Origin of the sequence: Mycobacterium rhizamassiliense, assembly GCF_900157375.1 — a bacterium.
Taxonomy (GTDB): Bacteria; Actinomycetota; Actinomycetes; order Mycobacteriales; family Mycobacteriaceae; genus Mycobacterium; species Mycobacterium rhizamassiliense.
This window is the reverse complement of the sequence record NZ_LT721901.1, coordinates 1899422-1918904: the sequence shown is the minus strand read 5'-3', so window position 1 is coordinate 1918904 and position 19483 is coordinate 1899422. Positions and strand designations below refer to the sequence as shown.

General features: G+C 66.4%; 21 protein-coding genes and 1 tRNA gene. 6 read left to right on the top strand and 16 right to left on the bottom strand.

Going from position 1 to position 19483, the window contains the following annotated elements:
• Positions 1-11: 11 nt before the first annotated feature.
• From MRAB57_RS09270 to MRAB57_RS09255, 4 genes are read right to left on the bottom strand one after another with little or no spacing between them, the layout of a single operon-like run.
• The gene (locus MRAB57_RS09270) at positions 12-470 is read right to left on the bottom strand and encodes a MarR family winged helix-turn-helix transcriptional regulator (protein ID WP_077087300.1); all 459 of its coding nucleotides are present in this window, start codon (positions 468-470) and stop codon (positions 12-14) included.
• 14 nt (positions 471-484) lie between these two features.
• On the bottom strand, positions 485-1732 hold the full coding sequence (locus tag MRAB57_RS09265; protein WP_077087299.1) for a metal-dependent hydrolase family protein: 1248 nt from the start codon (positions 1730-1732) through the stop codon (positions 485-487).
• A complete protein-coding gene (locus tag MRAB57_RS09260; RefSeq protein WP_077087298.1) occupies positions 1729-2058 on the bottom strand; it encodes a hypothetical protein in 330 nt (109 codons plus the stop codon). Before MRAB57_RS09260 ends, MRAB57_RS09265 begins: the two co-directional genes overlap by 4 nt.
• Positions 2058-3326: an aromatic ring-hydroxylating oxygenase subunit alpha gene (locus MRAB57_RS09255; protein ID WP_077087297.1), complete on the bottom strand. Its 1269-nt coding sequence runs from the start codon at positions 3324-3326 to the stop codon at positions 2058-2060. The genes MRAB57_RS09260 and MRAB57_RS09255 overlap by 1 nt, the downstream gene beginning before the upstream one ends.
• Positions 3327-3419: 93 nt before the next feature.
• Here MRAB57_RS09255 and MRAB57_RS09250 point away from each other — a divergent pair, with 93 nt between their 5' ends.
• Positions 3420-4820 (top strand): aldehyde dehydrogenase, encoded by a 1401-nt coding sequence (locus MRAB57_RS09250; protein ID WP_077087296.1) that lies wholly within the window; start codon positions 3420-3422, stop codon positions 4818-4820.
• A 3-nt stretch (positions 4821-4823) separates the two neighbouring features.
• On the opposite strand, the gene MRAB57_RS09245 is transcribed toward MRAB57_RS09250, so the two are convergent.
• The 4 genes from MRAB57_RS09245 to MRAB57_RS09230 are packed head-to-tail and all read right to left on the bottom strand — an operon-like array spanning position 4824 to position 9007.
• Positions 4824-5516, bottom strand: coding sequence for a type 1 glutamine amidotransferase domain-containing protein (locus MRAB57_RS09245; protein ID WP_173813923.1), 693 nt, complete (start codon positions 5514-5516; stop codon positions 4824-4826).
• Positions 5517-5525: 9 nt separating this feature from the next.
• Positions 5526-6437 carry an HpcH/HpaI aldolase/citrate lyase family protein gene (locus MRAB57_RS09240; protein ID WP_077087294.1) on the bottom strand — a complete coding sequence of 304 codons (912 nt, stop codon included), beginning with the start codon at positions 6435-6437 and terminating at the stop codon, positions 5526-5528.
• A gap of 19 nt (positions 6438-6456) precedes the next feature.
• Complete coding sequence (locus MRAB57_RS09235; protein ID WP_077087293.1) at positions 6457-7641, bottom strand: CaiB/BaiF CoA transferase family protein; 1185 nt, start codon at positions 7639-7641, stop codon at positions 6457-6459.
• Positions 7634-9007, bottom strand: coding sequence for an LLM class flavin-dependent oxidoreductase (locus MRAB57_RS09230; protein ID WP_077087292.1), 1374 nt, complete (start codon positions 9005-9007; stop codon positions 7634-7636). Before MRAB57_RS09230 ends, MRAB57_RS09235 begins: the two co-directional genes overlap by 8 nt.
• A gap of 67 nt (positions 9008-9074) precedes the next feature.
• Here MRAB57_RS09230 and MRAB57_RS09225 point away from each other — a divergent pair, with 67 nt between their 5' ends.
• Entirely contained in the window at positions 9075-9725 is a 651-nt protein-coding gene (locus MRAB57_RS09225; RefSeq protein ID WP_077087291.1) for a GntR family transcriptional regulator, read from the top strand.
• Between the two features lie 20 nt (positions 9726-9745).
• Here the strand turns inward: MRAB57_RS09225 and MRAB57_RS09220 are convergent, their stop codons facing one another.
• The 5 genes from MRAB57_RS09220 to MRAB57_RS09200 all read right to left on the bottom strand — a co-directional run bounded on the left by MRAB57_RS09220 (position 9746) and on the right by MRAB57_RS09200 (position 14221).
• Positions 9746-10717: an LLM class flavin-dependent oxidoreductase gene (locus tag MRAB57_RS09220; RefSeq protein WP_077087290.1), complete on the bottom strand. Its 972-nt coding sequence runs from the start codon at positions 10715-10717 to the stop codon at positions 9746-9748.
• A 1-nt stretch (position 10718) separates the two neighbouring features.
• Entirely contained in the window at positions 10719-11204 is a 486-nt protein-coding gene (locus MRAB57_RS09215) for a VOC family protein (protein ID WP_077087289.1), read from the bottom strand.
• A gap of 16 nt (positions 11205-11220) precedes the next feature.
• On the bottom strand, positions 11221-12468 hold the full coding sequence (locus MRAB57_RS09210; protein WP_077087288.1) for an alkyl sulfatase dimerization domain-containing protein: 1248 nt from the start codon (positions 12466-12468) through the stop codon (positions 11221-11223).
• 14 nt (positions 12469-12482) lie between these two features.
• Positions 12483-13754, bottom strand: a complete 1272-nt coding sequence (locus MRAB57_RS09205; RefSeq protein WP_077087287.1) for a sulfotransferase family protein — start codon at positions 13752-13754, stop codon at positions 12483-12485.
• A gap of 80 nt (positions 13755-13834) precedes the next feature.
• Positions 13835-14221, bottom strand: a complete 387-nt coding sequence (locus tag MRAB57_RS09200; RefSeq protein ID WP_077087286.1) for a DUF2237 family protein — start codon at positions 14219-14221, stop codon at positions 13835-13837.
• 100 nt (positions 14222-14321) lie between these two features.
• Here MRAB57_RS09200 and MRAB57_RS09195 point away from each other — a divergent pair, with 100 nt between their 5' ends.
• Positions 14322-14831, top strand: coding sequence for a TM2 domain-containing protein (locus MRAB57_RS09195; RefSeq protein WP_077090495.1), 510 nt, complete (start codon positions 14322-14324; stop codon positions 14829-14831).
• 115 nt (positions 14832-14946) lie between these two features.
• Positions 14947-16077 (top strand): cellulase family glycosylhydrolase, encoded by a 1131-nt coding sequence (locus MRAB57_RS09190; RefSeq protein WP_077090494.1) that lies wholly within the window; start codon positions 14947-14949, stop codon positions 16075-16077.
• A gap of 2 nt (positions 16078-16079) precedes the next feature.
• On the opposite strand, the gene MRAB57_RS09185 is transcribed toward MRAB57_RS09190, so the two are convergent.
• Together MRAB57_RS09185 and MRAB57_RS09180 are read right to left on the bottom strand one after the other, a co-directional pair.
• Positions 16080-16340: a hypothetical protein gene (locus tag MRAB57_RS09185; RefSeq protein WP_077087285.1), complete on the bottom strand. Its 261-nt coding sequence runs from the start codon at positions 16338-16340 to the stop codon at positions 16080-16082.
• A gap of 122 nt (positions 16341-16462) precedes the next feature.
• Positions 16463-17536 carry a GGDEF domain-containing protein gene (locus MRAB57_RS09180; protein WP_077087284.1) on the bottom strand — a complete coding sequence of 358 codons (1074 nt, stop codon included), beginning with the start codon at positions 17534-17536 and terminating at the stop codon, positions 16463-16465.
• A gap of 182 nt (positions 17537-17718) precedes the next feature.
• On the opposite strand from MRAB57_RS09180, the gene MRAB57_RS09175 reads away from it, so the two are divergent.
• Together MRAB57_RS09175 and MRAB57_RS09170 are read left to right on the top strand one after the other, a co-directional pair.
• Entirely contained in the window at positions 17719-18351 is a 633-nt protein-coding gene (locus MRAB57_RS09175; protein ID WP_077087283.1) for a TetR/AcrR family transcriptional regulator, read from the top strand.
• A 158-nt stretch (positions 18352-18509) separates the two neighbouring features.
• Positions 18510-19268: an alpha/beta fold hydrolase gene (locus MRAB57_RS09170; RefSeq protein WP_077087282.1), complete on the top strand. Its 759-nt coding sequence runs from the start codon at positions 18510-18512 to the stop codon at positions 19266-19268.
• A gap of 96 nt (positions 19269-19364) precedes the next feature.
• Here MRAB57_RS09170 and MRAB57_RS09165 read toward each other — a convergent pair.
• Positions 19365-19454: transfer RNA gene (locus tag MRAB57_RS09165), tRNA-Ser, on the bottom strand.
• Between the last annotated feature and the right edge of the window lie 29 nt (positions 19455-19483).

Sequence of the window (19483 nt, the reverse complement as noted above, 5' to 3'; positions counted from 1 at the left end):
ATTCGCCCACGTCAGTTGCCCACGTGATCTTTGAACAGCTGGTGGCCGGTGCCCTTCTCGACCACGCGGCCGAGCAGATCCCGCAGGGTCTCCTGCTCTTCGGGGGTGAGCACGCCGAACACCTTGTCGTGCGCGGCCACGGCATCGCTGACCACCTCGGTCGCGACGTCGCGCCCGTGATCGGTCAGGTACGCCTGCAGGATGCGCTTGTGCTGTGGGTCGGGCTTGCGCTCGACCAGCCCGCGGCGCTCCAGCGCGGTGAGGGCCAGCTGAACCCCCTGCGGGGTGATCAGCAGCCGCCGGGCGAGGTCGGCCCCGGACAGCCCGGGCTCGTTGGACAGCTGGCGCAGCACACCGATCTGGGCGGTGCTGACGCCGTGGCCGCTGACCGCGTCGTTCACGGTGGTCAGCGAGAAGTAGAAGGCCTGCTTGAGCAGCCACAGGATGTTTTCGGTGAGCTCGAGCTCCATGCCTGCGCTCCGATCTAACTAGCCGGCGATTTGTAGATCTCGCCGTCCTTCATCACGAAGGAAACCTCCAGTGTGGCCGCGATGTCGCGGGACGGGTCCCCCGGCACGGCGATGATGTCGGCGAGGTAGCCGGGTTTGAGCCGGCCCAGCTCGTGGTCGGCCTCGATGAGTTCGGCCGACACCACCGTGGCGGCCCGGATCGCTTGCATCGGCGTCATGCCGCGCGCCACCAGGGCCCCGAGTTCCTTCGCGTTGTCCCCGTGCGGAATCGCCGGTGCGTCGGAGCCACACGCGATCCGCACGCCGGCGGCAATCGCCTTGGGCAGCATGGCTTTTGCGCGGGGGAACACCTCTTCTGCCTTCTTCCGCAGTTCCGGCGCGATCCGGTCGATCGCCATCACGTCGGTCAGGCAGGTGGTGGAGACCAGGAACGTGCCGTGGTCGACCATCATCTGAATCGTCTCGTCGGTGGCCAGGAAGCCGTGTTCGATGCAGTCGATGCCGGCGCGGATGCAGGCCTGGATCGCCGAGTCGCCGACGGCGTGCGCGGCGACCCGCACCCCGGCGCGGTGGGCCTCGTCGGCGATCGCGGCGAACTCCGCATCCGAATACTGTTGGGCGCCAGGAGCGGTGCTGTGTGACATGACCCCGCCCGACGCCGACACCTTGATCAGCTTGGCGCCGTGGCGAATCTGGTAACGCACACACGCGATTACGTCGGGCACACCGTTGGCGATGCCCTCGGCGACCGTCAGCGGCATGATCCCCGGCGCCAGGCGCTGGAACACCGTCGGGTCGAGGTGCCCGCCGTAGGGCGTGACGGCATGCCCGGCCGGATACACCCGCGGACCGACGTGCCAGCCCTGGTCGATGGCGCGCTGCAGCGCGACGTCGAGCAGATAGCCGCCGGTCTTGACCATCAGCCCGAGGTTGCGCACGGTGGTGAAGCCGGCCTCCAGCGTGGTGCGCGCATTGACGGCGCCGCGCAGGGTGCGGTACGCGGGGTCGTCCTGGACGCCGTGCATCGGAGACGGCAGACCCTCGGGACCGCCGGGCCCACCGATGAGCAGGTTGAGCTCCATGTCCATCAGCCCGGGCAGCAGCGTGACGTCACCGAGGTCGACGACGTCGGCCGAATCCGGGACCGGCCCTTCGGGATTGACGTCCGTGATGCGGTTGCCCTCGATCACCACGACCGCCGGCGAAAGGACCTCACCGGTGTCGACGTCGGCCCAGCGGGCCGCCCGCAGGACGGTCGTCATGGAACCGGCTCGGACACGCAGTCCAGGGTGGAGGCCCCCGAGTCCGGCACGCGCGGCTGCTTCCAGCACTCCACCGGGAACGACACCATGATCATCGAGTACAGCAGGTGCATCAGGTTGAGGACGTCGTCCGGCAGGTCGTCGAGCGGAAATTTGTCGCAATAGGACAGCGCTTCCTCGGCGCGCGGCGTGATCGCGTCGTAGAACGCCTTCATCTCCGTCATCGAACTGGCCAGCCGCTTGGCGTATCGCTCCGGCTCGGTCGGCAGGCACCACTGGGCAAACGCCTCGAGGTCGGCGAATTCGGTTGGCAGCAAAGGAGACATCAGACTCCCGCCTTGCTGGTGCGGCGATAGTCCTCGATCCACGCCGCGGTCTCCTTGTGCAGGTGCCGGATCAGGATCTCCTGGTCGCAGAGCAGGAACCGGTCGAGCACCTGGGATTCGATCATCGACTGAGTGGCCTCGAGCGTGTTGGCGTCCTGCAGCCCGTATTCCTTGAACGTCACCGCCGCCAGTTCCTGCGCGACGCGCTCACGCGGGGTGCGCGGCTGCGGGAAGTACAGCGTGCCCTCGAAGACGTGGCTGTTGTACGACGTCGGCCAGTAGTGGTAGGTCAGATACCAGCCCTGGCCCCAGAACAGGATCACGAAGTTGGGGAAGACCTGGAACGAATCCAGGCCCCACGGCTCGCATTTCGCGGGATTCAGCCCCGGCGGCATCTCCCCCAGGTCCTGTTTGTCCCAGGGCCCGAACAGGCCGCTCTGGCAGATGTCTTCGATAGGCTTGCGCATCTCGTCGGCCATCTCCCACGCCCGGATGCCCGACGTGCTGACCAGCCGGTGCGGACCGTCCAGGCGATAGTGTGGCGCCTCAAAACCCGCCTCGGCCGCCGCCTTTGAATACGCGGTCGGCGACTGGGTCGCGTGCAGTACCGGCGCGTGATAGAACTCCTGGAACGCGTCCATGTACAGCTTCCAGTTCGCGTTCACCTGCGAGCGGTAATAGAAGCGTGACGTCAGCTTGTCGAAGGGGTAGCCCTCCAGTCCGCGCACCATCGGCCCTAGGAACTCCCGCAGCGGTTGCTCGGGTGTCTTGGCGAAGTTGACGAAGATGAAGCCTTCCCACACGTCGCAGTGCACGGACACCAGCCCAAAGCGACTCTTGTCGAGGTCGAAGAACTCCTCCTCCTGCTGGACGAAGGTCAGGTTGCCGTCCAGGTCGTAGCGCCAGGCGTGATACTTGCAGGTGAACTGCCGACACACGCCGCTGGTCTCCTCGAGCGGCATGTCGTTCCACACCAACTTGTTGCCGCGATGGCGGCAGATGTTGTGATAAGCCTTGACCTCGCCAGATGCCGTGCGTACCACGATAATTGAGGTATTGACGACCTTCAGCTCTTTGGTGAAGTAGCTGCCCTTACGCGGAATCTGTTCCACCCGGCCGACATTCAGCCACGCGCGCCTGAAGATGGCGTCGCGCTCGAGGTCGTGGATCTCCGGGCTGATGGAGTCCTGATACGAAACGGGCTCGGTGCCCAGCTCGGGGTAATGCTGCGTCCAGCTGCCTTCCGGCGGCTTGGGGAATCTGGGCATGACTGCTCCTGTCCGTACGACTCCGTCTGGCCGACGGTATATCCTCGATCCGTTAATCACAAGTAGTTGATATTGCCGCGCCGGGAAGGTCTGATGGAGCACAACTTCGAGGTCATCTCACCGCACACCGAGCAGCCCATCGCGCAGGTCGCGGCGGCAACACCGGCCGCTGTCGACGCCGCGGTGAGCGCCGCGCGCACCGCGCTGGACTCCGGGCCGTGGGGCCGCAGCGAGCCCGCGGACCGCATCGCCGCGATCCGCCGCCTGGCCGACGTGTACGACCAGCGGCGCGCCGACATGGCCCAGACCATCAGCGCCGAGATCGGCGCCCCCATCACCTTTGCGCAGCGCGCTCAGGTCGGACTGCCCGCGATGATGATGCGCGCGTTCTGCGACCTGGCCGAGCGGCACCCCTGGCAGGAAGCCCGCACCGGCTTCTTCGGCGCCGAGGTGCAGGTCCGCAAGGAACCCGTCGGCGTCGTCGGTGCGATCGTGCCCTGGAACATGCCGCAGTTCCTCATCGTCACCAAGCTGGTGCCCGCGCTGCTGGCCGGCTGCACCGTCGTCCTCAAGCCCGCGCCCGAATCCCCCTTGGATGCACTGCTTTTGGCCGAGATGCTCAGCCAGATCGACCTGCCCCCGGGCGTCGTCAGCGTGGTGCCGGGCGGCGTCGACGTCGGCGAGCGGCTGGTCGGCCACCCCGGCATCGACAAGATCTCGTTCACCGGATCGACCGCGGCGGGCCGGGCCGTGGCGGCGGCCTGCGGGGCCAACCTCACCAGGGTCAGCCTGGAACTCGGCGGCAAGTCCGCGGCGATCGTCCTCGACGACGCCGCGCCGGAGAAGGTCGCCGCGGGGGTGCGGTCGGCCAGCCTGTCCAACAGCGGTCAGATCTGCAACGCGCTGACCCGCGTGCTGGTGCCCGAAGCGCGTCATGACGAGTACGTCGACGCGCTGGCCGCGGAGATGAGCGGCATTCGGGTCGGTGACCCCAGCGACCCGGCCACCCAGATGGGCCCGCTGGTGTCGCAACGCCAGCAGCACCGCGTGCGCGACTACATCGAGATCGGCCAGCGCGAAGGGGCGAAGTTGGTGCTCGGCGGCACCGGCATGCCCGACGGACTCGACCGCGGCTGGTACGTCCGGCCTACGCTGTTCGCGGCCGCCGACAACGGCATGCGGATCGCGCGCGAGGAGATCTTCGGACCCGTGATCACCGTCATTCCCTATCGCGACGACGACGATGCGGTGACGCTGGCCAACGACTCCGACTACGGCCTGGCCGGATCGGTGTGGACCGCCGATACCGACCGGGCGCTGGGGATCGCCGCGCGCATCCGCACCGGCACACTCGGGATCAACCAGGGCTACACGATGGATCCGTTCGCGCCGTTCGGTGGCGTCAAGGGCAGCGGCTACGGTCGCGAGCTGGGTCCCGAAGGCCTCGACGGTTACCTGGACACCAAGTCGATCGCGGTCGCGCCTGGAGCGTGACGGCTACTTGAGCACCTTGAGGAATTCCTCCGCGAGCGGCCCGGCGGAGGCGGGGTTCTGGCCGGTGTAGAGATTGCGGTCCACGACAGTGAAGGGCTTCCACGTTTCGCCCTTCACGTAGTCGACGCCCAACTTGACCAGTTCGTCCTCGGCCGTCCACGGTGCCTTCACCCGGAGTCCGACGCCGTCCTCTTCGTCGTTGGTGAACGCGCTGACCCGGTAGCCCTCGAACGGCGATCTTCCGTCGCGCCGGGTCGCCAGGATGGCGACGGGTGCGTGGCAGACGATCGCCAACGGCTTGCCCGACGCGAGCGCGGCGATCAGCAGCCGGCCGGAATCGGCGTCGCGCCAGAGGTCTTCCATCGGGCCGTGTCCGCCGGGGTAATACACAGCGTCGTAATCGTCGAGGCGCGCGTCGGCGAGTTCTATTGGCCTGCGCAGCTCTTCGGCGGTTCGCAGGATTTCTTCTAGCTCCAGGGCGATCTCGGCGCTGCCGGCCATCGCCGGCCGCAGGCTCATCGAGTCCACGTAGGGCACCGTGCCGCGGGGCGTTGCCACCACGACTTCATGGCCCGCACCGGTGACCGCGCGATAGGGGGCAGCGAATTCCTCGGCCCAATAGCCGGTCGGGTGCCGCGTGCCGTCCTTCAGTGTCCAGTAACTCGCTGCGCTTACGACGAACAGGATCTTGGCCACCAGCCGAGCCTAGCGGCTCCCGTCGATCAGCGCCGCCCTCGCCAAAGTCTGTTGGGCCTGCTTGACGTGGGCGGCGTCGACCAGGACGCCGTTGACGCCCACCGCGCCACGGCCCCTCGCCTCGGCCTCGCGGTAGGCGGCAACGTTGGCCTCGGCGCGGGCGATCTCGTCGGCGGTCGGCGCGTAGACGCCGTTGGCGACGGGCACCTGGTCGGGATGGATCGCCCACTTGCCGGTGTAGCCGAGCAGGGACGCGCGCCGCGCGTCGCGCTCGTAACCCTCCAGGTCCCGGTAATCGGGATAGGGCGCGTCGATCGCGTCGATGCCCGCGATGCGCGCCGCGACGATCACCTTGTTGCGGGCGTAAGCCCAGAATTCGCCGGGGTATTCGCCGAGCGGGACGAAGTTGGTGTCCACCCTTGCGCCCTGGGACAGCGAGAAGTCGCCAACCCCGAAGATCAACGCGTCCAGCCGCGGGCTGGCCGCCGCGATCTCCTCCGCATTCGCCAGGCCTTCGACCTCTTCGATGAGGACCTCGAGCCGAATCTGCTTACTCAGTCCCAACTTTGACTCCAGCTGGGTGAGCAGCACGTCGACCCACCAGACGTCGCGCGCCCGAAGGGCCTTCGGGATGATGATGGTGTCGAGGTTCTCGCCGGCCTGCGTGACTACCTCGATGATGTCGTCGTGGCACCACTGCGTGTCCAGGCCGTTGATCCGGATGGCGCGCGCGGTGGCTCCCCAGTCGATGTCGTTGAGCGCGGCGATGACCTTGGCGCGCGATTCCACCTTCACGCCGGCGGGCGTCGCATCCTCGAGGTCGAGGAACACCAGATCCGCGCCGCAGCCGGCGCCCTTCTCGAACATGTTGTCGTTGCAGGCGGGCACCGCGAGCTCGGAACGACGGAGTAGACCAGTCACGTTGAGGGAGTTCCTTCTGTCACAACACGCCGCGGGCGCGCAGATCGTCAATGTCGTTGGGAGACAAGCCGAGTAGCTCGCCATAGATTTCGTCGTTGTGCTCACCGAGCCGGGGGCCGAGATGCCCGACCGTCCCGGACGCCGACGAGAAGCGTGGAACCGGTGCTTGCACCGTCATCTGGCCCAGCTGCTGATCCTCGACCGAGACGAACACCTCGCGATGCACCAACTGTTCGTCGGCGACGAGGTCACGGATGTCGTACACCGGGGCCGCCGCGACCTCGTGGGCCTCGAAGACCTCCATCGCCTCCGAAAGCGTCTTGGTGGCAACCCATTCCGCGACGACATCATCGACTTCGCGGGCGCGCGCCAGCCGCCGCTGCGGGTCGGAGAAGTCGGGGTCGGACAGCAGGTCGTCGCGGCCGATCGCGCGAAACACCCGCAGCGCCAAGGCCGGTGAGCTGCCGGACATGGCCAGCCACTTGCCGTCGACGGTCTGGTACGTGTTGCGCGGCGCCGAGATGTCCCAGCGGTTACCGGCCCGCTCGGGCACCAGGCCCAGCTGGTCGTAGCCCAGCAGCGTCTGCTCCAGCAGCCGCGCCAGCGGGTCGATGAGGTTGACGTCGATCAGTTGCCCCGGCGCCCCGTGCACGTCGCGGTGGTAGAGCGCCATCATCACCGCGTAGGTGGCGTTCAGCGACGCGACGCCGTCGGCCAGCATGAACGGCGGCAGCGTCGGTGGGCCACCGGCCTGACCGGTGATGTGGGCGAACCCGCTCATCGCCTCGCCGAGCGTGCCGAAGCCGGGGCGTTCACTCTTCGGCCCGGTCAGCCCGTAGCCGGTGATGTGCAGCATCACGATCCGGTCGTTGACCGCGCGCAGGTTCTCGTAGTCCAGGCCCCACTTGCGCAAGGTCTGCGGACGGGTGTTGAAGATGACGACGTCGGCGTGCTCGACCAGCCGGCGCACCAACGCCTGGCCCTCGGCGCAGCGCAGGTCCAACGTGATCGCCCGCTTGTTGCGCGACAACGACTTCCACATCAGCCCGACGTCCTCGCGCTGGTTGCCCCAACCTCGGATCGGGTCGCCGTTGCGCGGGTCTTCGACCTTGATCACGTCGGCGCCGAACTCGCCCAGATAGGTCGCCACCAGCGGGGCGGCCGCCAGGGTCGCCAGGTCGAGCACTCGGACACCGTCAAGCATTTGCACCGGCAGGCACCCGTGTGTTCGAAGGGCGTTGCAGCCCAAGGTGTCCCCGCAGTGTCGAGGACTCGTATTCGGTGCGGAACAGCCCGCGCCGTTGCAATTCGGGCACCACCAGGCGGACCACCTCTTCGAATGCGCCGGGTAGATGCGTTGCGGCCAAGACGAACCCGTCGCAGGCCCCGCTTTCGAACCAGTCCGCCATCTGGTCGGCGACCTGCTTGCCGGTACCGACAAAGCGCGGGCCCTGCAGCAGGGTGGCGCGGTGGCCGGCGAGGTCGCGCACGGTAACGGTGTCCCCGCCGATGTGCGTGCGCAGGTTCTGCACCAAGCCGCGGATGCCGGAGACCGACGCGATGAGGTCGTCGGTCACCGGGTCGTCGAGATCGTGTTGCGCGAAGTCGTAATTCATCAGCTCCGACAACAGTGTCAGCGATGCCATGGGGTCAACCAGATCATTCAGGAATAGTGCTTCGCGGTCCTTGGCGTGTGCCTCGGATTCGCCCACCACAGCGTAGGCCATCGGGCAGATGCGAACAGCGGCAGGATCGCGCCCGGCCTCGGCGATGCGCTGCTTCTGGTCGGCGTAGTGATCGCGCGCGACCTCGAGTCCGGGATCGCCGGTGAAGATCAATTCGGCCCAGCGCGAGGCGAATTCACGGCCCCGCCCGGACGAGCCGGCCTGGATGATGACCGGCCGGCCCTGCGGAGTGCGCGGCACGGTCAGCGGCCCGCGCGCCGAGAAGAACTGTCCGACATGGTTGAGCTCGTGGACCTTGGTCGGGTCTGCGTAGTGTCCCGCCGCCCGGTCGTGCAGGATCGCGCCATCCTCCCAGGTGTCCCAGAGGCCGGCGACCACGTCCATGAACTCGTCGGCGCGGTCGTAGCGCTCGTCGTGCCCCAGGTGCGCATCGACACCGAAGTTCTGCGCCTCGCTGTCGTTGACCGAGGTGACCACGTTCCAGGCCGCCCGCCCACCGGACAGGTGGTCGAGCGTCGCGAAGGTCCGTGCGACGTGGAACGGCTGGTAGTAGGTGGTCGAGTAGGTCGCGCCAAGCCCGATCCGCGAGGTGGCCTGCGCCAGCACGCCCAGCACGACGCTGAGGTCCAGCTTCACCGGGCGTGCGCCGTAATGCACGGCCTCGGCCACCGAACCGCCGTACACACCCGGCATCGCCAGGCGGTCGTCGAAGAACATCAGGTCGAAGCAGCCCTCTTCGAGCTGGCGCCCGATCTTGGCGTAGTAGGACGCGTCCAGATAGCCGTGCTCGGTCGCCGGGTGGCGCCAGGAGCCCGCGTACACCGAGGTGCTGCCGGCCTGCATGAACGCGACCAGGGACATCTTGTCTTTACGTCGATCAGCCATATTCGGAACCTAGCATCTGATATTTCAGATATCAAATGCTAGATGTGTCGTTTGGTAACATGCCCGGATGGCAGCGATGGACATCTCCGGCACGGTGCGCGAGCGCGCTGCCCGGGAACTCAGGGACCGCATCCTCACCGGCACGCTGCCCGCCGGCTCGCGGGTCGACCTCGACGCCATCACCGAAGAGTTCGCGACCAGCCGGACCCCGGTGCGCGAGGCGCTACTAGAACTCTCCTTCGAGGGCCTGGTCCAAATCGCGCCGCGCAGCGGCATCACGGTGCTCGGCATCAGCCCCACCGATGTGCTGGACAGCTTCACCATCCTCGGGGTGCTCACGGGCCAGGCCGCCGCGTGGGCCGCCGACCGCATCGATCCCGACGAACTGGCGATGCTGCGCGAGCTGGCGGCGGACGTGGTCGCCCGATCCGGCGACGACAGCATCGGCGAGGCGAATTGGCAATTCCACCAAAAGATTCACCGCGCCGCACACTCCCCCCGGCTGATGACACAGATCAAGCAGGCGGCGCGGGTGGTGCCGACCAATTTCCTCACCTTGTTCCCGGACCATGAAAAGCATTCACTCGACGAACACCGGGAGCTGCTCGACGCGCTCGCCGACAAGGACGCCGAGCGGGCCCGCGCAATCGCCGAGCGACACGTCCTGGACGCGGGCCGGTCGTTGGTCGATTGGCTGGAACAGCGCCGAACCGCCTGAGGCGCAAGGGCTTCAGGCGGTTAGGCCAGCGCGGGCATGACGACATCAGTGAGTAATTGCACCGACTTCCACGCCTCGTCGATCGGCATGCCCCCGACCAACGGATGCAGCACCAGCGGGCCGTAATTCTCCGAATCGCGGACCTCGGCGATGAGCTGATCGGGAGTCAGGAATCGGTATCGGCCCGACGCCTTGACCTCGTCCAGCGTGCTCACCCCGGGAAGGTGCATGAGCGAACGCTGGTCGCTGGACCACTCGCCGTAAGTCACGGCCTCCCAAAGGATGTGCTCGCCGAGTTCCGCCCAGGCCCGGTCCGGGTCCTCGTGCAGGTAGATCATCCCGCGGTTGATCGGCCCCGGCATCAGGATCAGCGGCTTGATGCCCGCCTCGGAACACAGCTCGCGGTAGTAGGCGGCGATGTCGGGCAGATGGTCGGCGAGGCTAAGCGGCAAGCGAAATCGCGCCGCCCGCCGGGCGGTGGCCCGCGCTCCGCCACCGACATACAGCGGCGGATGCGGCCGCGTCCACGTACCGGCGCAGATTCCCGCGTCGGCTTCGCTGCCCGACCAGACCGACAGCATTCGCTCGACCAGGTCGTCCATCAACTTGCCGCGCTGACCGAAATCCATTCCCAGCGCATCGTATTCGACAGTGCGGTAGCCGAGCCCCACGGTGGTGTGCAACCGCCCGCGGCTCATGTTATCGACCAGCGCGATGTCCTCGGCGAGCCGAACCGGGTTCCACAACGGCCCCAGGGCGCAGTCCACGCTGGCGATCATCGTCGAGGTGCGCGCGAGGAACATCGCCGCGGCCATGATCGGGTTGCAGCTCCAGCCGTGTCCGGTGGCGTGATGCTCGTCGACGCTGATGGACGTGATGCCGTGCGACTCACCCCATTGCGCCAGCTCCAGGGCGGCGGACAGCAACGCGCTCTGCGTGCGCGGATTGCCTTGTGGCGAAGCGAAGTTGAACCGCAGCACCGTCAGCAGCATGTCAGGCCCCGTCGGGCGGCGGGGCGGCGATGGACTCGACGAACGCGGCGAAGTCGGGGAATAACGCGCGGTCGACGATCTCGATGCGGGTGCCGAACGCGTCGATGTAGTACGCGAACATGCCGAACTCCGAATCCGGTATCGCTCCGGTCATTTCGAAGCGGAAGCCGTTGCTCTCCAGCGTGCGCGCGGTCTCGGCGAGGTTGTCGGTGAAGTAGCCGACGTGGTGCACGGAGTTGCCCGGCGCGGGCGTCCACGGCGTTCCCGGGACCTCCTGGACGAGTTCGAGGTGCGGGCTCTGCACGGAATAGACGATCGTCGAGGTCAAGTCGCGAACCCCGTCGGTGGTCCGGAAGGGCAGCGTGTAGCTGAGCGGGGTGATCCACCGGTAGCCCGCCAGCGCGCTGAGGCGGGCCATCGCGTCGTCGAGGTCGGGCACGACGATGCCGGTGTGATAGAAGTCCTTGGGGTTTAACGCAAATGCCATGGTCGGGTTCCTAACGTCATGAGTTCTTTGCTATTTGCCTTGATAGCCAAGCTCTTTCCCAGAAATTGGTCGCTCCGTCCAGCAGGCTTTCGTGAGCCTGCCTGAGCACCTCACGTGCCCCCGCGTGGTCGGGCTGCGCGGTGGCGACGACCTCGGCGAGATGGATGGCCTGCAACGGGCGGCCCGCGGCAAGGTGGTCACGGGCCCGGTCCACGAGCGCGTCGGCGCCGGCCAGCTCGACCACGTCGGCCGTGACGGCGTCGAAGCCGACCGGGTAGAGCTCGGTCGTCGACCGCTGGTGGAACCACCCCGAGTAGTTTTCCCAGACGGCGCGGACGTCCCAGGAGACCTTCCCATAGCCCTGGCCCACTTCGCATTCCGCGGGCAGGGTGATCTCGCGCATCAGGGTCGCGACGTCCTTGCCGGCATTCATTCCAGCGATGGTCTGGTCGTGGATGTAGCGCAGCGCGTCGCGCAGCCTGGTCAGCTCGGCGTGGATGAGGTCGGCGCCCGCGATCGGGTCGAAGTGCCCGGTTACCAACAGTTCGGGCTTCAGGTCGCGCACCCGTTCGACCGACGCGGCCGCGGTCAAGGCGTCGCGGTAGCGGTCGCCGCGCATCGTGACGAGGTTGGGGATGTGGCCGAATATCGGACCGAAGGTGTTCCCGCACAGACAGATCCGCTCGTCGGGCAGCCAGATGACGAGCGAGTCGGTCGTCTCACCCCCGGGCACGGAGATCAGCTCCATCCGCCGGCCGCCGACCTCGAGGGTGAGGGTGTCCTCGAAGTCCAAGTCGACGGTCGGCACGCTTTGGGCCGGAAGCTTTTTGATGCCGAGCCGGCGCTGGATGGCCTGGATTCCAGTGGTCAGCGTGTCGCTGAAGGCAAAGGCGCTGCGGCTGGCCCGAAACGGCAGCAGTCGCTCGTTGTCGTCGCGCCATGCGGTCCAGTTCGCTTGCGCGACAACCGTTGTGTCGGGATCGCGGACGCTGTCCAGGCCTCCGACGTGATCGACATGACCCTGGGTGAAGATGATGTAGCGCACCGGCGAGGAGTCGACGGCGTCGAAGTTGGCGCGGTGCACCGGGCCCTCGAAGCCCATGCCGGTGTTGACGATCACCCGCCCGTCGTCTGTGGTGAGCAGGTAGGCGTTCGACAGTCCCGGCGAGCACCACAGCCCGGGGGCGATCTGCTCGGCCTGTTCGGCGGCCGCAGGCCGCAGGGCATCGGCGCCGGGCCGGCTCCGATAGACCGGTTCGACCATCGCTGTTGTCTCCTTCACTCGGGACTGACGTCGAATCTGTCGAAATAGAAACCGAATCGGCCACGCAGCTCGTCGGCGGAGATGCCGAAATGCCGCTGCAGGTCGTAGCGGATCCGGCCGTGCTTGCCGCGCGGATTGTCGTCCAGGTAGTGCTGGAAGCACCGGCGCACCTTCGGCATCAATTCGACGCCGCCGCGCTGGTAAAGCTCGTCCAGCAACGGCATTTCGTTGCCGTTGAGGTGATGGAAGCTGATGTCGATGCTGCGTTCGGCCGGTACCAGGTCGCGGTCGCGGACACACGCGCCGAGCAGCCGGTGCACCCGGTCGCTCCAGTAGTCCAGCAGCCAGGCCGGGTCGATGCTGGTCCGGCGCAGCCGGTCGGAATAGGCCATCATCGTGATTGCCGACTGGATCACCGCGACGGGATCGCGATGCGTGAACGCGACGGTCGCGTCCGGAAACGTCGCCATCAGTGGGCCGAGTTGCTCACAATGCTGCGGGCTCTTGAGGATCCACGTTCGCGGCCCGCGCAGGAAGGTCAACGCCTGCAGCACCTTCTTGAGGTAGGCGTAGTGGCGACGTTGGTCCAGGCCCAGGTAATAGTCGCGCCAAACCGGCACGCGCGCATGCCATTCCAGGACGTAGGACGCCAGGTCGAGGTCGAGGAGTTCTACCTCCTCCTCGATCGCCTCGGGGAAGCGGTCGTGCATCGCGGCGATCAACGGGGCGCTGGCCATGAGCCCCTCGTGTTCGGCCTTGGCCCGCGCGTAGCGGGGGTCGACGCCAAAGCTGTCGGGGCCCTGGCCGCGGGCGGGCATCGGATCCTGGCTCTCCCAGTACGGCAGCGCGCGCCGGCGTGGGTCGGCTGCGATGAGGTTCACCAGGTGGGTGGTGCCCGACCGCGGCATGCCGACGACGATGAAGGGCTTTTCGATCGGGATCGACTCGATCTCGGGATAGCGCTTGATGAGTTCGGTCAGCGATAGCCGGTTGCGCAGCAGGCGAACTATCCGCTGCCGCAGGGTCGAGCGGGTGAGCTCGCGCAGGCCCTCGTCGGATTCGATCGCGGCGACGTGGGCGGTCAGCCGGTCGCCGAAGCCGTCCGTGTCATTCAGATCGTCGCCCACCCCGGCCTGGTCGATGGCTTCGGCGAGCATCGCATCGATGCCCAGGTCGACCCGGTTGGCCTCGGTGAATTCCAGGACCTGACGCTGGACGTCGGTCAGCTTGGGCGACGTCAGATCGTCGAAGTCGATGTCCGCGATGTCGGGGCCGGCAGAGCCCATGCGACCGCCTCCTCGACCAGGTGTCGACTGTTCGACGTATCACAGTAACGCCACCGTTTTCGGGGGCTGACGTGGCCGATCTACAAGTTGGCCAGATCGTCTGGGACGTCGACTTTGTGTTCGAGCAGCACGTCCAGCGGCACGACTTCGATGGTGCGTTCGTGCGTGGAGGCCAGCACCACTGGCGCGGCGCAGCCGTCCTCGTGCGCGCGAAGCCAGTTCAACGCGGTGACGCACCACCGGTCACCCGGGAGTAGGCCCGGGAAGCGGTACTCCGGGACCGGCGTCGACAGGTCGTTGCCGATGGAGCGCTGGTGCTCCAGGAATTCAGCGGTCATCACCGCACAAATGGTGTGCCGGCCGCGGTCCTCGGGCCCGGTCGAGCAGCACCCGTCGCGGTAGAAACCGGTGACCGGGTCGGTGCCGCACGGTTCCAGCGGACCGCCGAGCACGTTGCGTTCAGACACCCGCTTAGTATCGCGCCGTCCGGGCCGCGGTGAGAAGGGGATCAGCAACCGGATGTTGAAGACGCCGTATGCACTTCGGGGGACATATACAGTGGGCCGGGTGTCGACGCCGAACCCGCCCGAATACCCGCCCGGCCCGCCGCCGGAGGGTTGGCAGCAGCCGTACGGTTACGGGCCGCCGCCGGGCCCCCAGGTCCCGCCGCCGTCGAGTTACCCGCCGCCAATGGGCTATCCACCCCAGCCCGGATATCCGGCCCCGCAGCCCTATCCCGGCTATCAGCCGTACGGCGGCTACCCGGGATACGGCGTCGATCCCTACGCGCCGTTCGGGCGGGATCCCGCCACCGGCCTACCGTTATCGGACAAATCGGGCACCACCGCGGGCCTCTTACAACTGTTCTTCGGATCGTTCGGCATCGGACGCTTCTACATCGACTCCACGCAAATCGCCGCCGCACAACTGTGTTTGGGACTGTTCAGCATCGTCTTCAGCGTGTTCTGCCTGCTCGGCGTTCCGGTGCTGCTCGGCAGTGTCATCTGGGCCGTCGTCGACGCGATCATGATGTTCGCCGGCAATGTCAAAGACAACGAGGGCCGCAAGCTCCGTTAGTCCGCCGCGCGCAAGAACTGTTGTGTCACGGTGAGATAACGATTTTCAAACATCGATCCCGCGCGTGTCGATGAGCCGTCCCGGGCGAATCACCCGGGAAAATTAACGGCATTTGATACAACGTAGAACGGCACTAAAGCTACCGCTGCTGCTGGCAGCGGGCATGGCAATGGCCCGAACGCCCAGCGCGTCGGCCGTCGCGGAGAGGTGGTCGCCCGAGCGCGCCAACGCCTGGTATCGGGCGCAGGGTTGGCTCGTCGGCGCGAACTACGTTCCCTCTACCGCTATCAACCAACTGGAGATGTTCCAGGCGGGAACCTATGACGCCCAACGCATCTACAGCGAGTTGAACTTGGCCCGGTCACACGGGTTCAACACGATGCGGGTCTTCCTGCACGATCAGCTGTGGGCGCAGGATCGTCAGGGCTTTCAGGCTCGTCTCGGACAGTTCGTGAACATCGCGGCGCACCACAAGATCAAGCCGCTGTTCGTCTTGTTCGATTCCTGCTGGGATCCGTTGCCGAAGGCCGGAGCCCAGCACCCGCCGGTACGGGGCGTGCACAACTCCGGCTGGGTGCAAAGCCCCGGCGCCGAACGCCTCGGCGACCCGCGCTATGCCGCCGTCATGCAGGACTATGTCACCGGGGTGTTGACTCAGTTCCGCAATGACGACCGGGTTTTGGGCTGGGATCTGTGGAACGAGCCCGACAATCCCGCCAAGGAATACCGCAACGTCGAGCGCTCCGACAAGGTGCAGCATGTGGCCGAGCTGCTTCCGCAGGTGTTCCGCTGGGCACGCGCGGTCGATCCCGCTCAGCCGCTGACCAGTGGTGTCTGGCAAGGGGCTTGGGGAGACCGCGGCAGCCGCAGCGCGATCAGTTCCATCCAGCTCGACAACGCCGACGTGATCACGTTCCACAACTACGGCAAGCCGGCCGAGTTCGAGTCCAAGGTCAACGAACTGACACCGATGGGGCGCCCGATCATCTGCACCGAATACATGGCCCGTCCCCAGGGCAGCACCATCGAGACGGTCCTGCCAATTGCCAAGCGGCACAATGTCGGTGCCATCAACTGGGGATTCGTCGCCGGGAAGACCCAGACGTATCTTCCGTGGGACTCATGGGATCACCCCTACACGACGCCGCCGAAGCTGTGGTTCCACGACCTGTTACTGCCCGACGGGAAGCCTTACCGGGACAGCGAACTTCAGACGGTTCGGGGACTCACCGGCGCGCTCGGCTAAGGCTATGCGGCTCGCGGGCCACGCAGGTGATGCGCGTGGGTCAGCTCCGGGTGTAACTGAGTCACGGAAGCAGGGATCGCGCCGGATGCCGCTACGCGGTGCTCGGCCTTGCGGCGGATCCACCAGGTGGCGGTGAGGGCGGCGGCCGCGATGGCCAAGGCCAAGACGACGACCGCGTCGCCGAATGTCATCAGGACGATGAACCCCGCGACGACCCAGACTGCCTCGCCGATTGGGTAGTGCCCGTTGATGGTCCGCAACATCTTGGCCTCGCTAGCGAATCAGTGCCACCGCTAGTTCCGGTGACTGCTGTTGAGAACGTGTGCGTGGCGGAAAAGCTGCCCGATGCGGGCATCCCGGTGACCCATCTCACTGGCGCAAAGTGTCAGACCGCGACCTCGTGGTTGCGAGTTTGATTGCCCCCGCACCGTTTAGCTTCATACATCGCGGTGTCGGCGTGGGCCATCAACTGGTGGAACGCTCGGTCGGGATGTTCCGACGCGGCGCTGCGCAGCGGCAAGGAAGCGATTCCGACGCTGGCGGTGACGGGGTGGGTGATCGCTGCCACGGCGTCACAGAACTCTTCACCCCATCCGCACAGCTGTTCTGTCGTCACGATGTCCGCGATCAAGAACTCCTCGCCGCCGACGCGGCCGACCACGGCGCTGTCGCCGCAAGCCGCGGTCAACGCGGCGGCGACCTCGATGAGCGCCTCGTCGCCGGCGGCGTGTCCGTGGGTGTCGTTGAGCGTTTTGAAGCGGTCCAGGTCGACCATGGCGACCGCCAAGGACATGTGGTTGGCGCTGGCGAGCATGCGGCCGACGACCGCCCGGTCGCAGGCGCGCCGATTGAGCAGCCCGGTCAACGGGTCGCGGTTGGCGCGCAGGAGATCCACCCACACTGCGCGCACCACGATCTGGATCGCGCAGGGGACGATCACGTTGAGTTCCATCACCAGAAAGAAGCTGGTAAAGGCCAGCATCTCCTGCCCGCTTTGGGCCAACCGCACCGCTTGCCAGGCTCCGATTCCGGCCGCCAGCCAGAAGTTCAGCGCCATGTATTTGGCGGTGTGGAAGAACGCGATGTAGCCGCCGGTCACCGACAGGGCTGCGCACGACATCAGCCCGACCAGCGGCTCCGCTTGCCAGAAGCAGCCGCCGCCGATAGCCACGCAGCCGGTCAGGACGAAGAACAGGGACTGCCACCGAGTCGGCCAACCGCGCAGCCACAGCACCGCCATGACCGCGCCCATCGCGGCGGCCACCAGGGAAACCGCCAGCGCCACATGCGGATACAGCGGGGGCGTACCCAGCGTCACGTTGAACGGCACCAGCACCAAGGATGCCGCCACCACGGCCAACGCCCTGCGGGTGCTCTTGCTCAGACCGTGGGCCTGCAAATAGCCTGTCAGCCAATCGAAATGGTCGGCTTGCCGCCACCATTCCGCCACCCACCCCATCGGTCTGCCCCTCCCGAACTCACTCGCCCCGAACCACACCTCCGGAGCCACCGAGTGAGTTGGGTCACAGTAAACAACATCGCAATGCTACTCACGTCAAATTGGCAAGAAAGTCGGGTCTGTTAGCAAATATGCAGCCGGCCGCGGTCCTGTTTGACCTGAGCTAGACTGCCCGCGTTGCTATGAAGCGGAAAGCTGATGTCGCAGGGCGTCGCCGCATTTTGTGTGATGCCGCGATCCAAATCCTGGCCGACGAAGGCGCCAGAGGGCTCACGCATCGCAAGGTGGAGCAACAGGCAGGGTTGCCCGACGGCACGACGTCATCGTATTTTCCCACCCGTTCGGCGTTGCTCCGCGCAACGGCCGAGCGCGTGGCCGACCTCGATGCCGGCGATTTCGAAGCCGTCATGCAACGGTGCGCTCCGTCGGAGACCACAACGACCGAAACAACGTTGTCCTTACTCGCCGAAATGGTGATGCGTTCGGCGACTGGTCCTGGGCTCGATCGGTCGCGGGCGCGCTACGAGCTGGCGTTTCATGCGCACCGAGATGAGGTGCTGCAGGCTGCCATCGAGAATGCGATTTCAGGTTTCGTGGCGCTGAGCGAACAGGCGGTCACGCAACTACAGACCGGCCCCATAGATCGGCCTCTCGTGGAGAAGCAGGCTCGCGCGGTCACCACCTTCATCAACGGCGTCATCGTCCGGCAGGTGTTTGGGCATCCGGGTGTCAACGACGCCGAGGAACTGACCCAGTTGCTGCAGGCGCTCGTCGCCGGGGTCGCCGCGTCCCATCACGTCAACGTCCGCTTCTAGGCGGGCCGCTTGGCCTCAGCCACCCCGCCTCTTACTTTCTACAAATATAGGACCAGTGTCCCTACATTTGTAGAAATCGTGTTACCGTCTGGCCTCATGGCGCCGGCGGGACGTCGCGTTCCTTAGTTCCAGCACGCCTAGGCCGGAAAGGAAGCTCAATGCGTTTCGTCCTCGTGCACGGCGGATTTCACGCCGCATGGTGCTGGGATCTGACCATCCCCGAACTGAACCGCCTAGGGCACGATGCGGTCGCCGTCGACATTCCCGGCCACGGCACGCGCCTCCGCGAGGAGTCCACGCTTGCCAACCGACGCGACGCGATCGCTGACGTTCTACGGCCCGGAGATGTCCTGGTTGGCCACTCCGGTGGGGGGTTCGACATCACCTTGGCCGCCGACGCGGTCAGCGATCTGGTCGCCCACGTCGTCTACCTGGCGGCTGCGTTGCCCCGTGAAGGTCGTACTTATCCAGAGGCGATGACCATGCGCAACTCAGAAGACGGCTCCTTCGACGGCGACGTCGGAGAAATGTTCGGCCACTTGCATTTTGCCGAAGACGGCGCCATGAGCTTCGCGACCTTCGAGGGGGCGTGGAGCTACTTCTACCACGACTGCGACGAGCAAACTGCCCGATGGGCGTTCCAGCGTCTCTGCCCGGAGCGATTCGGTGACACGACGACCACACCCGTGTCGGTGCCGCGCTTCTGGGAAGCCGATTTGCCCCGCAGCTACATCCGCTGCCTCCAAGACCGTTCGAAACCACGATGGCTCTCCGATGTCGTGGCCACCCGACTTGGAGTGGAGCCGCTCACGATCGACACCTCACATTCGCCATTTCTGAGCCGGCCCGCAGAGCTCGCCGAACTGCTCGTGCATGCGACCACCACGGCACCGATCGCTCCGCTCACCGCCCAGTAGCCACGCAGTAACCGCACTGGCGAGGAATCCGTTGTGCTGCTGAGAGTCGACGCGTCGACCTAGAAGCCTTCACCTGCGCCGACAGGCGAAGAACTTTGGCGGTGGCGGAGGGATTTGAACCCTCGGACGGTTTTAGCCGTCACACGCTTTCGAGGCGTGCTCCTTAGGCCGCTCGGACACGCCACCGCGGAGCAGCTTACCCAACACCTCGGCCC

Bases quoted from the DNA above. Each gene is read 5' to 3' on its own strand.
- MRAB57_RS09270 (WP_077087300.1), bottom strand. From the start codon at position 470: ATGGAGCTCGAGCTCACCGAAAACATCCTGTGGCTGCTCAAGCAGGCC.
- MRAB57_RS09265 (WP_077087299.1), bottom strand. From the start codon at position 1,732: ATGACGACCGTCCTGCGGGCGGCCCGCTGGGCCGACGTCGACACCGGT.
- MRAB57_RS09260 (WP_077087298.1), bottom strand. From the start codon at position 2,058: ATGTCTCCTTTGCTGCCAACCGAATTCGCCGACCTCGAGGCGTTTGCC.
- MRAB57_RS09255 (WP_077087297.1), bottom strand. From the start codon at position 3,326: ATGCCCAGATTCCCCAAGCCGCCGGAAGGCAGCTGGACGCAGCATTAC.
- MRAB57_RS09250 (WP_077087296.1), top strand. From the start codon at position 3,420: ATGGAGCACAACTTCGAGGTCATCTCACCGCACACCGAGCAGCCCATC.
- MRAB57_RS09235 (WP_077087293.1), bottom strand. From the start codon at position 7,641: ATGCTTGACGGTGTCCGAGTGCTCGACCTGGCGACCCTGGCGGCCGCC.
- MRAB57_RS09230 (WP_077087292.1), bottom strand. From the start codon at position 9,007: ATGGCTGATCGACGTAAAGACAAGATGTCCCTGGTCGCGTTCATGCAG.
- MRAB57_RS09225 (WP_077087291.1), top strand. From the start codon at position 9,075: ATGGCAGCGATGGACATCTCCGGCACGGTGCGCGAGCGCGCTGCCCGG.
- MRAB57_RS09220 (WP_077087290.1), bottom strand. From the start codon at position 10,717: ATGCTGCTGACGGTGCTGCGGTTCAACTTCGCTTCGCCACAAGGCAAT.
- MRAB57_RS09215 (WP_077087289.1), bottom strand. From the start codon at position 11,204: ATGGCATTTGCGTTAAACCCCAAGGACTTCTATCACACCGGCATCGTC.
- MRAB57_RS09210 (WP_077087288.1), bottom strand. From the start codon at position 12,468: ATGGTCGAACCGGTCTATCGGAGCCGGCCCGGCGCCGATGCCCTGCGG.
- MRAB57_RS09205 (WP_077087287.1), bottom strand. From the start codon at position 13,754: ATGGGCTCTGCCGGCCCCGACATCGCGGACATCGACTTCGACGATCTG.
- MRAB57_RS09185 (WP_077087285.1), bottom strand. From the start codon at position 16,340: ATGTTGCGGACCATCAACGGGCACTACCCAATCGGCGAGGCAGTCTGG.
- MRAB57_RS09180 (WP_077087284.1), bottom strand. From the start codon at position 17,536: ATGGGGTGGGTGGCGGAATGGTGGCGGCAAGCCGACCATTTCGATTGG.
- MRAB57_RS09175 (WP_077087283.1), top strand. From the start codon at position 17,719: ATGAAGCGGAAAGCTGATGTCGCAGGGCGTCGCCGCATTTTGTGTGAT.
- MRAB57_RS09170 (WP_077087282.1), top strand. From the start codon at position 18,510: ATGCGTTTCGTCCTCGTGCACGGCGGATTTCACGCCGCATGGTGCTGG.